This window comes from Streptomyces sp. NPDC002018, from assembly GCF_042890865.1.
GTDB lineage: Bacteria > Actinomycetota > Actinomycetes > Streptomycetales > Streptomycetaceae > Streptomyces.
Window position 1 is genome coordinate 231,662 of record NZ_JBIASO010000004.1, and the last position, 14,465, is coordinate 246,126.

The window sequence follows — 14,465 nt, forward strand, 5'->3', positions numbered from 1 at the left end:
GAGGGCGTACGGGACACGGCGCGGTGGCGGGGATCTCCGTCGTGTGCGGTCGCCGTACGCCCGCGTGTGGCGCCCTCATGTGGCGCCGTCGCGTGGGGCCGTCGCGTGGCATGTCCGCGCTGGCGGGGACCGGTTGTCGGACCCCGGCCCCACAATGGGATCGAAAGGGTTCGGAGCGGTGGGACCGGAGCCGGGGATGTACCGGGGGATGTAGGGATGCCCCCTGCGGCCCCGGCTGCCCCAGCGGCACGGCGGGCACGCCGCGACCACGCACACGGCAGGACAGCGGATGGCAAGGAGCGGTGACGGCGTATGACCGTATGGGACGACATGGTCGGGCAGGACCGCGTTCAGGTGACGCTCGCCGCCGCCGCCCGTGACGCCGACGCGCAGGTGACGGCCGACGGCTCGGGCACCCCGCCGCCCGAGGTGTCGAAGATGACGCACGCGTGGCTGTTCACCGGGCCGCCGGGTTCGGGCCGTTCCACCGCGGCCCGCGCCTTCGCCGCCGCGCTCCAGTGCACCAGTCCGGACCGCGCGCTCGGCGGTGAGCCGGGCTGCGGCTTCTGCGACGGCTGTCACACGAGCCTGATCGGTACGCACGCCGATGTCGAGGTGGTCCGTACGGACCTGCTCTCCATCGGCGTCAAGGAGACCCGTGAGCTGGTGCGCCGTGCTCAGCTCTCCCCGGCCGTGGGCCGTTGGCAGGTCATCGTGCTGGAGGACGCGGACCGCCTCACCGAGGGCGCGGGCAATGTCCTGCTGAAGGCGGTGGAGGAGCCGGCGCCCCGTACGGTCTGGCTGCTGTGCGCGCCCTCTCTGGAGGACGTCCTGCCCACCATCCGCTCGCGCTGCCGCCATCTCGTCCTGCGTACGCCACCGGTGGACGCCGTCGCCGACGTGCTGATCCGGCGGGACGGCATCGAGCCGGAGGCCGCCCACGCGGCCGCCCGCGCCACCCAGGGGCATATCGGCCGGGCCCGTCGCCTCGCCACCGACGAACGGGCCCGCGCCCGCCGTGCCACCGTGCTCAAGATGCCCCTGCGGGTGGATGACATCGGAGGCTGTCTCAGAGCCGCCCAGGAGCTGGTCGACGCCGCGGGGGAGGACGCCAAGCAGGTCGCCGAGGACGTGGACACCAAGGAGACCGAGGACATGAAGGCCGCGCTCGGCGCCTCGGCCGGCGGCCGGATGCCCCGGGGCACGGCGGGGGTGATGAAGGAACTGGCCGATCGGCAGAAGCGGCGTTCCACCCGTACCCAGCGGGACAGTCTCGATCTCGCCCTCACGGATCTGACCGGCTTCTACCGCGATGTGCTGGCCCTCCAGTTCGGCTCACGGGTCCCGCTGGCCAACGGGGATGTACGGGACGCGCTGGACCGTGTCGCCCGTGCCTCGACACCCGAGCGGACCCTGCGCCGGATAGAGGCGATCAGCGCCTGCCGCCAGGCGCTGGACCGCAATGTGGCGCCACTGCTGGCCGTGGAGGCGATGGCGGTGTCGCTGCGGGCGGGCTGACAAAAGGCCTATTCATCCGTACGGGCATCGACAGGCGGCGTACGCCATCCGGCGGCTAGGCTCCCCGAATGGACAACAGGCGCCTGTTCCGTGTCTCCGCCACCGCGCTGGCCGCTGCCGGTCTGCTGGTCTTCGGCTGTACGCCGACGTCGGGCTCGACGGCCTCCGATCCGGCGGCGTCGCATTCGGCGGCCTCCGATCCGGCGGCCCTGAAGAAGTTCTACGACCAGAAGCTCGACTGGCGCGCGTGCGGAGCCTCCGGGTTCCAGTGCGCCACGCTGAAGGCACCGCTCGACTACGCCAAGCCGGACGGGACGGAGATCGAACTGGCCGTCGCCCGCAAGAAGGCCACGGGCCCCGGCACACGGCTCGGCTCACTCCTGGTCAACCCGGGTGGCCCCGGCGGCTCGGCGATCGGATATCTCCAGGGGTACGCGGGCATCGGCTACCCGGCGCCGGTGCGCGCCCGGTACGACATGGCGGCCATCGACCCGCGCGGAGTCGCCCGCAGTGAGCCGGTGGAATGCCTCACCGGCGCGGAGATGGACGAGTACACCCAGGTCGACCAGACTCCCGACGACCAGGCCGAGACCGGACTGCTGGCCGCGTCCTTCAAGAAGTTCGCGCAAGGCTGTGAGAAGCGTTCCGGAGACATCCTCCCGCATGTCTCCACGGTCGAGGCCGCCCGTGACATGGACATCTTCCGCGCCGCGCTGGGCGACAAGAAGCTGTCGTACGTGGGCGCCTCGTACGGCACGTTCCTGGGCGCGACATACGCCGAGCTGTTCCCCCGGCGTACGGGGCGCCTCGTCCTCGACGGCGCGATGGACCCGTCCCTGCCGGCCCGCGATCTGAACCGTGACCAGACGGCCGGCTTCGAGACGGCCTTCCAGTCCTTCGCCCAGGACTGTGTCAAACAGGCGGAGTGCCCCCTGGGCAGCACATCGGCGGCCGAGGTCTCGACCCGGATGAAGGCCTTCTTCACGACCCTGGACGCCAGTCCTGTCCCCACCGGCGGGAGCCGCCCGCTGGGCGAGTCCCTCGCCACGACCGGTGTGATCGCCGCGATGTACGACGAGTCCGCGTGGCCCCAACTGCGCGATGCCCTGGCGGCCGCCATGAGCGGTGACGGTGCCCCCCTGCTCGCCCTCGCCGACTCGTACTACGAACGCGACGGCGACGGCGCGTACGCGAACCTGATGTACGCCAACTCGGCCGTCAACTGCCTCGACCTCCCGCCCGCCTTCACCGGCCCCGAAGAGGTCACCCGGGCCCTCCCCTCCTTCGAAGAGGCCTCCCCGGTCTTCGGCAAGGGCCTGGCCTGGGCCTCCCTGAACTGTGCCTACTGGCCCACCAAGGCCACCGGCGCCCCGCACCGCATCGAGGCGAAGGGCGCGGCCCCGATCGTCGTCGTCGGCACCACCCGCGACCCGGCCACCCCCTACAAGTGGGCCCAGTCCCTGTCCGCCCAGCTCTCCTCCGGCACCCTGCTGACCTACGAGGGCGACGGCCACACGGCGTACGGCCGGGGCAGCGACTGCATCGACACGGCGATCAACACCTACCTCCTGGAGGGCACACCCCCGCCGAACGCCAAGAAGTGCTCCTGACCTGCGAAAAGACCCCCACCCGGGGCAGGTACGGAGCACCCCCGGAAACTGTGTAGACTTGGCGGCGCCGCAGACCGCACCATGGTCCACACGGCACGCCGCCTTAGCTCAGTTGGCCAGAGCAACGCACTCGTAATGCGTAGGTCTCGGGTTCGAATCCCGAAGGCGGCTCATTCAAGGCCCAGGTCAGACACTCTCTGACCTGGGCCTTTCGCTTTTCCTCTGTGTGTCGCGGTCCTGCTGGTCCGGCTGGTGATGGCCGCCGGGGGCCGGGGGAGCGCGAGGGGAGCGCATCGGGACAGCGGGAGCGCAGCGGGCCGCCACGGAGGTGCGTACGGCGCGGGGCGTAGAGAACCTCTGCGGGCTGTGTGCGGTCGGCTGCCCGCTGCTTGCCACAGGTGCTTCCGGCCGCTCGGTGGGCATGGGCCAGCCACAGGAGGACCGTCTCGCGGAACAGTGCTCCGTCCTTGCGTACTTGTCGTTACCCGACAAGCGGCAGCCCGTAGGCTGGACGGGTGCCGGATATCCAGGAAAGTGTGGGCTTCAAGGCGATCGTTGCCCAGACGAGCGCGGTACTGCTGACGCGGGGCGTCGAGGTCGAACCGGTGGCCGTGCGCGACGTGGTGGCCCTGATGGTCCGCTCCGTGGCCGAGCGGATCGGTATGGACCAGGAGGAGGCTCTCCACTTGGTACAGCCGGAGGCGGTGGCCGGGGCCATCACTGCCGCTGCGGGCCCCGACCGCGAGGGTGCCGAAGATGTGCACGCCGTACGGCCGGTTCGGGTCGAAGCCCGCACCGTCGCGGTGCCGGTACGCGTGGCGGGCCGCCTGGTGATGGCCGCCGCCCAAGCCGGCAAGTACGCGACTCTGAATGGCGACGGCCGCACCGCGGCTCACGCGCTGGACCTGGCCACCGAGATCGGATCGGCGCTGTCCTCTGCCGCTGCTGGCGATGAGGCCGAGATGCCGGTCGGCGTGCTGACCGAACTTGCCAGCATCACCGAGACGGTAGCCGTACGCGTGGAACGCGACGGATGGAGCATTTGCCCCTGCGGCGAACGGCACGACCAGGGCGAAGTGGATGCGGGCATGCCCGCAACTCTGCGCACTGACGCCGCGCTCGCCCACCGCTGGAGCCAGAAGTAGATCACCATGGCGGGAGCTGTAAAATCGCCCTCTTGCCTCCCTGCCGACCAATATTCGCAGGGGAGGGGCAGCTGAGTTGCTGGATTCATTTGTCGATCAATCGAGGCGGAGGAGACTGCCTACGGAGTCCCGTTTCGCCACGGCGCGCGCCAGCGCCTGCGATACTCCCCTGGCGGCTCACAGTGCACTGACATGAGTAGCCTCGCAATGTACGCGTCGTGTACACGCTCCCGAAAGCCGGTCGCGTGCGGGCGAGTTCGGCGAATACCCTCATCCCGTGACAACGAGCACGGATGAAGAGCAGTACCTTCGGGCGATCTTGACGCGGCTGGAGCAGACGAAGCCATACGAGGCGCTCACCTCCATGCCCCTCTCCGCCTGGGACGTGCAGCCGGGCAGCGCCTTGGCGGGTGACGACGCCAAGATAAACCCATACCAGGTATCGCACCTGGCCTGGCAGGCGCTTACCGTCGCCAGCGATCACCTGCACTGCCTCCGTCGCAGCCTGGTCGGCGACGAGCAGGGCGATGAAATCACCGTCACGATGCACACGTACGCCCAGGCGACGCTGCTGCGCGGGGCGTTCGAGAACGGCGCTCGGGCGGTGTGGCTGCTCGCGCCCGGCAAGCGGCTGACGCGTATCCAGCGCCGGCTCGCCCTGCAGATGGAGGACAACGGTCACTCGGACCGTATGAACCAACTGCTCGGTACAACCCCGAGGCGCACCAAAGCTGAGCGAGCGAAGGAGATCACGGATCTGGCTGTTGGCGCCGGGATCCCGCCGAGTGACGTGAAAAAGGAACTGGCCTTCGGTTACAAGAAGATGGTTCGCACTGCTGGTGATTACCTAGCTGGTGTGGGAGCGGCCGAGGCCGAGGCCGTCTGGAGCGCGTGTAGCGCCCTCGCCCATGGAGACGTGCACAGCATGGGCTTCTTGGAACGCGAGATAGTCGGTCAGGTCGGGAACGTCGCTTTCACCAAGCTCTCTACCGACTACAAGATCATGGTCTGGGTCACCACGCGTGCGGTGCAGATGGTCGAGCACGGCTTCCACCTCTACAAGGAGCGAGCGACCGCGCCCGTGTGATGCGCCGCGGTCTCAGTTGTGGCGTGCGGCGGCCATACCACCGCGCAGGCCCTCACTGGCTCAGGCGGCTGAACGAAAGGCAACGCCCCGGTCAGTGATGCACTGACCGGGGCACGTGCAGCTGGATCGCCTACGCACTCGGGCTGTCGCCGGCTTCGTTGTCGCGGAGGCGCCTTGGCTGGGCCATCCCCGGCATGCGCTGGAACCGCCCCGTACTGCGGCTCGCATTGCCGCTGGTGCGGGCGCGAGGAACGAGCTTGATGACGGCCTCGGCTGCGGCACGCGCGAGGTCGTCGAGGACGGCTTGGTAGATGTCCCGGGTGATGCGGGTGTCGGAGTGGCCGAGGGTGTCCGAGACGACCTTGATGTCGACCCCGGCGGCGAGCATGAGGGTCGCGGCGCCATGGCGCAGATCGTGGAGGCGGACCGGGGGCAGTTCGGCGGCAGCCACCAGGCGCTCGAACAGGTCGGAGACCTTGCCGGGGTGGAGCCAGGAGCCGTCTTCCTGGGTGAAGATGCGTCCGGTCAGCTTCCACCCTGTGCCCCACTGGGCGCGTTCGCCGGCCTGTCGCTTCTTCTGCTCGCGCAGGTATGCGATGGACTCTTCGTCCAGCGCGATGGTGCGCACCCCGGAGTTCGTCTTGGGCGCGCCCTCGGTGATCTCCCAGCCGTCCTGGACGAGCTGGGTGGCCACGGCGAGCGAGGAGTCCGTCCAGTTGAGGTCCATCCACCGCAGCCCGCAGGCTTCACCACGTCGAAGGCCGCGGAACGCGATCAGGTGCCACAGACCGTAGAGGCGGTCGTCGGCGATGAAGTCGAGGAAGAGTCCTGTCTGTTGCGGGGTCCAGACCATGACGGGGGAGGGCTTCTCGCCGGTGGTCTGCCAGTGGGCGAGGCGCTCATCGGTCCACACCAGCGCCTTGGGCTTGGTGCCAGGCACCAGCTCGACGTGCTCGGCCGGGTTGAAGTTCGGCATGGCCTGCTGAGCGATGGCCACGTTCAGCGCGGCGCGCAGAGTGGCCTTGATGTGCTGCTGGGTGCTGGCCCCGGTGATCCGGCGGAAGGGCGGCATGGCCTCGATCGCTTCCTGGAGCGCGGCGCGCTGGGCCCGGCCGTCCGCGCCCTTGCGCGAGGTTGCCCGGAGCTGGGCGATGGCGGCCCGCCGCTGCGCGTTCTGCTCGCCGATCTCGATGTTGTTCTCGTTGATGGCGCCGAACATCGTGTCCAGGTGGTGCACCCGAAGTTTGTCCAGGCGTATCTCGCCCAGGTGTGGCTTGAGGTGGACACGCACGTCGAGTTCGTATCGCTTGAGTCCGGTCGGTCGCAGGCGCTTGCGGCCGGCGAGCCACAGGTCAAGCCATTCGGCGACGGTCGTCTTCGCGTTGAGGGGCTGGCCGGTGGTGAACCGGCGCCGGGTCTCGTCGTAGTCGGGCAGCGGCTCCTTGCTCCGGGCGCAGGACTCCAGCAGGTCGCTGATCAGCATCTGCCCGGCGGGGTCGTCCTCGTCGGGTATGGACAGCAGCGCCCGGACCTTGTCCAGTTCCTCGGTGGCCTTGGTGGCGGTGGGGAAGCCGGATCGGCGGTACTCGCGGCGGGTGCCGTCCTGCCGGGCCGGCAGTTCATGGCGGACGGCGTACGTGCCGTGGCGCTTGCTGGTGAACTTCGGGCATGCCTTGCCGTAGCTCTTCCCGGTCTTGGGGTCACGGCAGGAGCACCGCCGGGTAGTGGTTCCACTCACTGAAGGCCGTCCTCCGGTTGGCTGTCTGCTTCGTGCCGGTCGACGAAGGCGATCTCTTCGGGAAGGGCGGGGGGCACGAGGCTCCGCTCACACATACGGGTGCGGAAGGCGCGCAGGTCCTGGCAGTCCTCGAAGGCGTTCTCCTCGTAGCCTGCCGCGCGTTCCAGCAGAGCAGCTCTGAGCGCGCGGTCCAGAGTTGTGCTCGCCGCCCGACGCCGTTCCTTGGCCAGGGTGGTGGAGGCCATCGCGGCGGCCACCAGGTCACCGTGGGTGCGGAAGGTGTCGAGGACCTCGCGGGAGGTGCCTTCAGCGGCGGGCTGGGCCGTGGGGGTCTCGCCGGTGAACCAGGCGAGAGCGTCCCAGGTGGACACCGTTCTGCCGGGGAGGATCTCCACGGTGGCGGCGGTGCCGAGGGGGAAGAGGAGCGACACCGGTGGGACGGTCAGGACGTCGGCCAGGACGATGAAGTCGGCGATCGTCATGCTGGCCTTGCGCCCGGATTCCAGGTTCTTGACGGTCTGCTCGGTGATGTCCGGCAGCCCGCGGGCGGCGCAGCCCTGGGCGACGTCCCCCATGGTGAGGCCAGCGGCCTTGCGCGAGTCGCGCATGGCCTTGGCTACCCGTGCAGTCAGAGAAGCTGGCCATTGCTCAGGGTTCATGGCTGCACTTTATGTGGCAAGCAAGTGCGGCCGCAACTCCGTGATACACATTCTGGCGTGTGAAGGCACATTAAGACGCCAGGAGGGTACCGTGAAGGCACTTACTTCTTCTTGTGAGACGCGGGGGCTGACAAGCGAGGAACTGCTAGCTCTCCCGGTGGTTATCGACCTCGACACCGCGAACCGGGCCCTCATGATCGGCCGGTCCACTGGCTACGGGCTCGCCAAACAAGGGGTATATCCGGTCAAGGTCCTGCGGCTGGGTAACGCCTACCGCGTGGTCACAGCCGAACTGCTGAAGCTGCTCGGGCTGGAGCGCCGGCAGCCCGACACCGACCAGCCCGAGACGACGGTCGGCGAGCAAGATGGAATATGCGTATAGGGGTCACCGGTGTCCGGGATTGTCCGAAGAAACAACGTGCGCGGAGCTCTCCTCGAAGGAGAGCGTTCCGATGTTTCCCGCCGACGCTCATTGCATCGGATGCGCGGTAGCGGTTTTTGTCCCGAGTTTGTAGAGCATTGGGTAGGACTCCGACCCTGACCCGGCCGCTGGCATTGGTGCAGGGTGCGGCCAACGCTCGGCATGATGAAGTCCACGAGCGTCCACCATCCCCGTGATGGGGCCATGGGCACTCTTACGGTCGTGGGCGGTCCTGGCGAGGCATGAATGGCGGAACGCGTCCCTCCTCTCTGTCAGGCGAGGAGGGACGCTACGGTTGTGCTGCGCTCGATCAGTCGGTGGTAGCGCCAGATGCTGACGCCCCGGAACGGACCAGGTCCACGAAGGTGGTCCAAGCCGCAGCGGGAAGCACCAGGGCGGGACCGTTCTTCGCCTTTGAGTCGCGGATGCCGACCTGGCTGGTCAGCTCCACCATCTCGACGCAGGAGCCTCCCTGTTGGTCGCTGTAGGAGGACTTCCTCCAGAGGTGCTCGGGGGCTACTTCAGGTGCCATCAGGTGAGTGTTAATGGCTACTCGATCTCTCGTGCTAGTTGGTGTAGGAAGCCGGCGGTTGCCGAGGGCGCCAGAGCTTCGTCGCGCATGCTGTCGAACCTCTGGTTGTACTTCCAGACATCGCTCGGCTTGTCCGTGACCGAGATGCTGCCTGGAATATCTGACTGGACGACCGAGTCCACAGGGGCATCGAAGTCCAGGAGCGCAAAATTGATGTCTGCGCGGTATGTGACGAGTCTCTGCGGAAGGATCTGCACCACCACGTTGTCGCGAGCCGCGAGCCGTTCGATCTCCTCGTACTGCTCCCTCATGACGTCCACTCCGCCGATCACCCGGCGCAGTGCCGACTCATCCAGGATGACGCGAAGCATCAGAGGGCCGTCTGCACGAGTGATCAGGTGCTTTCGCTCCATCCGTAGGCGGACGTTGTTCTCGACGAACGCGGTGGTGGTCTCTTCGACGGGCTTGCCCGTCATGAACAGAGAGCGCACGTAGTTCTCCGTCTGGAAGAGTCCAAAGACGTACATGGGCTGCCATGCGCGGATCTCCCGTGCATCGGCTTCCAGTCCGACGTACATCGGCATTCCTGACGGCATGACATCCCGGTACGGGAGCCACGGGTCCCGGCTGAGCGAGTCCCGGTTCAGGGTCAGCAACGCTTCGCGGTCGTCGAGGTCTTCGACGCCGTATCGGTCAAGCAGCTTCACCAGGTCTTCTATACGCGGAAGGCTGTTGTGACCTGTCTCCACCCGGCCGAGCTTGGTTTCACTGAATCCGAGGCCGGCGACCGCTTCCTCGATCGTCAGGCCGACCTTCTCACGTAGGCGTCGGAGTTCCTTGCCCAGTTCCCGCCTGCGGAACGTGGGACCCCGTTTTGCTGCCACAAGTGTGACCTCTCCCTAGATCATCGAATACTTGTGTGGGTCGTCCGCTCGCCCTTGTGACAGCTCGCCGCGCCCCTGTAGGGGGTCGGCCAGCCCGTGTGTTGAGTCTCCCACGCTGTCCCTCCCCAAAGAAGACCGCTGCTCGTGCAGTGGCATGTGCCAATATTCCTGCCTTTGCAGATTCGGTTGAAGGTTAACCCCAAGGTGCAGCACGGTGGTTACCCCAGCGCATACGCAACCCGACGGCGTCTGAGAGCCGGAAGTCGGGGGTCGGTGTGTGCCGTTTCCCCAGGATTTGCGGAGGATCGTCATGTCGCTCGCCGCGAACTTCGAGGCATTTCACTGCAAGAGGGCCGCGATGGCGGCGGCCGAGAGGACTACGTGCCACGCCGCAATCACGTCTGCGTCTGAGGGGGCCCGGTGATCACGGTGCGAACCGAGCCGGTGCGCAGCGGGCTCGTGGCCCGTGAGTGGGCAATGGACTACGCGATGGTGCCCGGTTCTGTACGTCTCATCCGGATGCACCTCCGCCGGCAGCTCACGGTGATGGGCTGGCATGGCGATTTGGAGGACGCGGTCGTGATCGCATCCGAATTGGCGTCCAACGCGGTCAAGCACGCCTGGATCGCAGGCGAGTTGCTCACGGTGCGCGCGGCTGTGCTGGACGACAGCACTCTCCAGATTGACGTCGCCGATCCGGCTGGCGTGTTCCCCGGCTTCGGGGAGATGACCTACCCGCCTGCCGACGTTGAAGGCGGCCGAGGGCTCCTCCTCGCCCGGAACCTGGGTGCATCCCTTTCATGGTTCCTGCGTGAATCCGGTGGCAAGACGGTCCGGGCCCACCTCGCCATGAGGATCTGGCCGTGACTGCCGGGCGGATGGTCACCGCGGTGTCCCAGCCCCATCGTGTGACCCTGGAACGTCTTCTGGACGAGTTGAGGGACTGGCACCCGTTGCCGGTGGCTCTGGATGACGTCTGCGCGGACCTGGACCTGGTGCTCGATGAGTACGCCGATCCCACCCCGGGGGACATGACGGGCCTCGCAGACCGGTTGAGGAAGACCCTGGGCCGGCTTCTTCCGGTCGCCCGCCGAGAACAGACCAGCCCCTGCGGTAAGGACCTACTCAATCGAGCGGTGCTCCTCTGGGCCCTGGCTCTGCCTGCGTCAGCCGTGGAGGCCCTGGCCTACCTGCGCCGACTGGCCGTGATGACGCTGGACGTCCTCGAACTGCTTATAGAGGAGTCTTCGTGAACGACGCCGTGTCGCTGGCCGTCCCCGCTCCGCTGCATGTTCACCTGCGGCCCCCGTGGCAGGCGTACAACTACGAATACGTACGCTCACGGCTTGCTGATCCTCGTCTGGCGGCGGTCGGTGTCGCCATCCAGGTCTTCCGGGCCCCGCTCCTGGCTGTGCCGGTCGGCGGATGCCGCCGTGGCGGGTTCTTCATCGTGGACGACGAGCGGATCGCTCTCGCCGTCTGCGATGCCCTCTGGGGGCAGCCAGGCTTTCCCTCTCCGCGATTTCGGTGGGCTCCATCACCCGATCACTGCTACATCGTGGAATGGGGCGAGACCGCCCCCTCGGGAGACACCAATGCGCGAGGGCGTTTCTACGGCTACTCCGATCGCGCCATCACCGACGGCCGGTTCGACCTTCCTCCGCTTCCTGGCACTGATTCTGGCGCGGCTTCAGACTCGCTCTCCGGTCAGTCACGTGCTGATCCCCCGCAGCATCGAGACCAGCCGAAGAGGGGCCTCGTACATGGGGCTCCCGCTCCCTGACTCACGAGTCGTGGATCAGCCGTTGTCCGGCCTGCGCCACGGCCTGACCAGAACTCTCCGCTTGCGTAGTGGAGGTGCATTGCCCTGCCAAAACGTGTCCCGAAGGAGTATCTCTTGACCAAGCCCGAGCCTTTGCCCGATAACGACATCTTCCGGGTTGTCTCCTGGAATATCGAGCACAACGGAATCGGTCGTGACGGTGCCGATGAACGGTGGCATCTGGCGATGGATGTTCTCGCCGCTCTCAGGCCCCACGTGCTGCTGCGCCAGGAGCTGACGCGGGCCGATATGTACGGCGGGCGCGCGGTCTGGGCGGAGGCCGCCCGTCTCGGCGGCCACACGGCGTTCCTCGCCAAGGCCACTCCCGAGTCGGCCAATCCGACCGGCGTCTACACCGACCCGGCCCTGTTGGTGCCGACCGAGTACTACGAACACAGCACTGGCATGTGGCATCCGGTCTGCAATCCGGTGGTGAAGCTCAAGGGCGCTCGCGGCAAGCTGAGCATCGCCTCATTCCACCTGTGTTCCTTCGACCCCGGCCGACGGGCCAACGAGGCGAAGCGCCTGACCACTCTGGGCAAGCCGGGAATGGCGGCGATCATCGGTGGTGACTGCAACTCCTACCCCCACACCGCGGTTGAGGTGCAGTCACTGCCCGACTGGGGCAGCGTCGAGGACCGCAGTCACTTCGAGCACCGCACGATCGACCGGAACGGTGAACGGGTCTCCGACACCGAGCCGGACCGGATCCTCTCCGGAATCCATGACGACCGGCCGCCGGTGTTCGTGGAACTGGGGCACTACGCCGCGACCTGCCTGGGTCAGCCGTCGGCGCTGGCGCCCACTGCGTCGCTGTGGCGCAAGGACCAGGGCGAGAGGCACCGCATCGACCGCATATACGCCACCCCTCAGATAGTCGGGGCCCTGACCAAGCTGGAAGTAGTCGTCAACGACGAGATCCTCGAAGTGTCCGACCACCCCCCTGTGGTGGCCACCTTCAGTCTTGCCGCCCTGCGCCGCGCGCTGTCCACCGCCACGGTGACCGCCGTCTGACCCCGGAGAACAAGAGCGATGTCAGAGCAGTTGGATCTCCCATGGATTCCTCCGGGCACACGCCTGTCCGGCTCCGAAGCGGACGCCTTCGCCAAACAGGTGGTCGCGGCCTACGTCCTGCGCGGCGCCAGTATCCGCGCCATCAGCGAAAAAACGGGGCGGTCGTACGGCGCGATCCACACGGTCCTATCCGACGCCAACATCACGCTGCGCTCCCGCGGCGGGCAGGAAAGCGACGCGGAAGGGTGAATACAGCATGAGCCGCCAGATCACGGTCCTGTCCTGGAACTTCGAGAACAACGGCGCCGGCGACACGGCCAAGCGCGTTCGGGCACACGAGATGCTCGTCTCATTGAACCCGCACCTCGTACTGCGTCAGGAGATGTGGGGCTCGGACGCCAACGGCAACGAGACCATGTACCAGTTGGAGGAGGTGCTCGGCCTGCGCGGCTGGCTCGGGGCGAAAGCCTGCACCGCGGTCTTCGCCGACCAGAACCTATTCCAGCCGCTACGGGAATGGCCTGCCACCGGGCCCATGTGGGTCCTGCCGCCCACAGCGCTGACCCTGCGCTTCACACCGGCAGGCAGCCAGTCCACGCCCCTCGCCGTCGCCTCCTACCACCTGAACTACGCTTCCCCGACAACTCGCCTCGCCGAGACCGAATGGCTGTCCACCTGGGCCGACAAGAAATGGACCGCCCCGGAAGGCGAGACCGTACGGATACCCGCCCTCATCGGTGGCGACAACAACTCCTACCCCGCACCCGGTCTCGACGGAGATGTTCCGCTGCCGACCCTGGAGCACATCGCCGACGAACCTCACCGGTTACACCGCTCATACCCGGGCCCGGACGGGGCCCGGGTGATGGACACCCGACCGGACGAAGCCCTGCGTACAGCCGGCCTGGAAGACATAGCCCGCCATTGGGCCACGAATGCGAAGGACGGGGAAAGGACGGCGATGTCCCGCACCGTCAACGCCTCCGCCACGCACGGGCCGGACTCGCGGATAGACCGCCTCTATGCCACCGCCGACTTGCTGGGGGCGGTCACCGATATCGACATCATCGAGGTCCCCGAAACGATGTCGGATCATCACATCGTTCGCCTCACGCTCGATACTGACCGCCTCTCGGACATTCTCAACCGGCAGCCCAGCGCGCTCCAACAGGCTACGGCCTGACAGACGGCCACTTGGTGAGCCAGCTGCCACGGGGCCCAGCTCACCGAGCGGTGTCGCGCCTGGCGCAGGACAAGCGACCCCGCCCCTGGCGGGGAATGGCATCTCTCGCCGGGCACAGCCGCCCCACGCAGTACTCATGGCCACGCTCGGTATCACCACTTCCTCGGTTCCGTGTCCCAGCGGCTCGTTCCTCCACGGACGCTGGCGGCACGGCCTGACTCCCCCGCCGTCGGGGTGCTCGCTGAGCCTTCGGCAGCGGGGGCGCCAGAGACCATGGGGAGCGCAACCGGCTGTCATCCATCACCTTCGTCCCACTGGCACTTCCCGAAGACTTCCCAGCTTCCACGGGCCGACCGGCCTGGTGAGCTGGGATGGCCAGGAACCATCCAGGTGGGGTAACCACCTGGCTACGCTCCGCCCGATGGAGCCTGGTCGGCACCACCATCCGCAACATCCCTTCGTGATCAAAGGAGTTTCAGATGGCACCCACTACTGACCTGAGCACCACGCAGGTACACCCACAAGCGCCGCAGTCGGCGACGTCCGACGGCTTCGAGCTGGACGTCGCGCTCCTCGAAGTCGGGGACGCGGCCGGGCTGACCAACCTCACGGACGACGGCTGCGGCTCCACCTGCGGAGCCTGCACCACCAACGTGGCCTGACCGAAGGCCACGCCCTTCCCAGGCCGGTGTCGCTGTGCGAACGGTGCAGCGACACCGGCCAACCCGCCCCGACTCAGAGGTAACGGTGACTGCATTCCGATCCGGCCGAACCGCCCTCGTGCGCGCCGTCGCCCAGACCAAGTCGTCCTTACCTCCGTGGCCAGACCTCAACGATCGTTCCCCTGCGGGC

The 14,465-nt window shown here is 67.4% G+C and carries 16 protein-coding genes and 1 tRNA gene; 13 read left to right on the top strand and 4 right to left on the bottom strand.

Features of this window, described 5'->3' with window-relative positions:
* Window positions 1-312: 312 nt before the first annotated feature.
* From ACFYYH_RS08565 to ACFYYH_RS08585, 5 genes are all read left to right on the top strand, one after another.
* Entirely contained in the window at window positions 313-1,518 is a 1,206-nt protein-coding gene (locus tag ACFYYH_RS08565) for a DNA polymerase III subunit delta' (protein ID WP_388547669.1), read from the top strand.
* A 68-nt stretch (window positions 1,519-1,586) separates the two neighbouring features.
* The gene (locus ACFYYH_RS08570) at window positions 1,587-3,128 is read left to right on the top strand and encodes an alpha/beta hydrolase (protein WP_388547671.1); all 1,542 of its coding nucleotides are present in this window, start codon (window positions 1,587-1,589) and stop codon (window positions 3,126-3,128) included.
* Window positions 3,129-3,225: 97 nt separating this feature from the next.
* Window positions 3,226-3,299: transfer RNA gene (locus tag ACFYYH_RS08575), tRNA-Thr, on the top strand.
* A gap of 344 nt (window positions 3,300-3,643) precedes the next feature.
* The gene (locus tag ACFYYH_RS08580) at window positions 3,644-4,273 is read left to right on the top strand and encodes a hypothetical protein (RefSeq protein WP_388547673.1); all 630 of its coding nucleotides are present in this window, start codon (window positions 3,644-3,646) and stop codon (window positions 4,271-4,273) included.
* A gap of 277 nt (window positions 4,274-4,550) precedes the next feature.
* Window positions 4,551-5,360 carry a hypothetical protein gene (locus ACFYYH_RS08585; protein ID WP_388547676.1) on the top strand — a complete coding sequence of 270 codons (810 nt, stop codon included), beginning with the start codon at window positions 4,551-4,553 and terminating at the stop codon, window positions 5,358-5,360.
* Window positions 5,361-5,490: 130 nt separating this feature from the next.
* Here ACFYYH_RS08585 and ACFYYH_RS08590 read toward each other — a convergent pair whose 3' ends face one another.
* Window positions 5,491-7,098 (bottom strand): tyrosine-type recombinase/integrase, encoded by a 1,608-nt coding sequence (locus tag ACFYYH_RS08590; RefSeq protein WP_388547677.1) that lies wholly within the window; start codon window positions 7,096-7,098, stop codon window positions 5,491-5,493.
* On the bottom strand, window positions 7,095-7,757 hold the full coding sequence (locus tag ACFYYH_RS08595) for a helix-turn-helix domain-containing protein (protein WP_388547679.1): 663 nt from the start codon (window positions 7,755-7,757) through the stop codon (window positions 7,095-7,097). Before ACFYYH_RS08595 ends, ACFYYH_RS08590 begins: the two co-directional genes overlap by 4 nt.
* A gap of 91 nt (window positions 7,758-7,848) precedes the next feature.
* Between ACFYYH_RS08595 and ACFYYH_RS08600 the strand changes: the two genes are divergently transcribed.
* Window positions 7,849-8,139, top strand: coding sequence for a hypothetical protein (locus ACFYYH_RS08600; RefSeq protein WP_388547680.1), 291 nt, complete (start codon window positions 7,849-7,851; stop codon window positions 8,137-8,139).
* Window positions 8,140-8,488: 349 nt separating this feature from the next.
* On the opposite strand, the gene ACFYYH_RS08605 is transcribed toward ACFYYH_RS08600, so the two are convergent.
* Both ACFYYH_RS08605 and ACFYYH_RS08610 read right to left on the bottom strand, forming a co-directional pair.
* A complete protein-coding gene (locus ACFYYH_RS08605; RefSeq protein WP_388547682.1) occupies window positions 8,489-8,710 on the bottom strand; it encodes a DUF397 domain-containing protein in 222 nt (73 codons plus the stop codon).
* Window positions 8,711-8,727: 17 nt separating this feature from the next.
* Window positions 8,728-9,594 carry a helix-turn-helix domain-containing protein gene (locus tag ACFYYH_RS08610; RefSeq protein WP_388547683.1) on the bottom strand — a complete coding sequence of 289 codons (867 nt, stop codon included), beginning with the start codon at window positions 9,592-9,594 and terminating at the stop codon, window positions 8,728-8,730.
* Between the two features lie 420 nt (window positions 9,595-10,014).
* Between ACFYYH_RS08610 and ACFYYH_RS08615 the strand changes: the two genes are divergently transcribed.
* From ACFYYH_RS08615 to ACFYYH_RS08645, 7 genes are all read left to right on the top strand, one after another.
* Window positions 10,015-10,461: an ATP-binding protein gene (locus ACFYYH_RS08615; protein ID WP_388547685.1), complete on the top strand. Its 447-nt coding sequence runs from the start codon at window positions 10,015-10,017 to the stop codon at window positions 10,459-10,461.
* Window positions 10,458-10,847: a DUF6415 family natural product biosynthesis protein gene (locus ACFYYH_RS08620; protein ID WP_388547687.1), complete on the top strand. Its 390-nt coding sequence runs from the start codon at window positions 10,458-10,460 to the stop codon at window positions 10,845-10,847. Before ACFYYH_RS08615 ends, ACFYYH_RS08620 begins: the two co-directional genes overlap by 4 nt.
* Before the next feature lie 8 nt (window positions 10,848-10,855).
* Window positions 10,856-11,377, top strand: a complete 522-nt coding sequence (locus tag ACFYYH_RS08625) for a DUF6302 family protein (RefSeq protein WP_388548108.1) — start codon at window positions 10,856-10,858, stop codon at window positions 11,375-11,377.
* A gap of 114 nt (window positions 11,378-11,491) precedes the next feature.
* Window positions 11,492-12,430 (top strand): endonuclease/exonuclease/phosphatase family protein, encoded by a 939-nt coding sequence (locus ACFYYH_RS08630; RefSeq protein ID WP_388547689.1) that lies wholly within the window; start codon window positions 11,492-11,494, stop codon window positions 12,428-12,430.
* A gap of 18 nt (window positions 12,431-12,448) precedes the next feature.
* Complete coding sequence (locus tag ACFYYH_RS08635) at window positions 12,449-12,679, top strand: helix-turn-helix domain-containing protein (protein WP_388547691.1); 231 nt, start codon at window positions 12,449-12,451, stop codon at window positions 12,677-12,679.
* Between the two features lie 7 nt (window positions 12,680-12,686).
* Complete coding sequence (locus tag ACFYYH_RS08640; protein WP_388547693.1) at window positions 12,687-13,613, top strand: endonuclease/exonuclease/phosphatase family protein; 927 nt, start codon at window positions 12,687-12,689, stop codon at window positions 13,611-13,613.
* 479 nt (window positions 13,614-14,092) lie between these two features.
* Window positions 14,093-14,275 carry an FxLD family lanthipeptide gene (locus tag ACFYYH_RS08645; protein ID WP_388547695.1) on the top strand — a complete coding sequence of 61 codons (183 nt, stop codon included), beginning with the start codon at window positions 14,093-14,095 and terminating at the stop codon, window positions 14,273-14,275.
* Window positions 14,276-14,465: the final 190 nt, after the last annotated feature.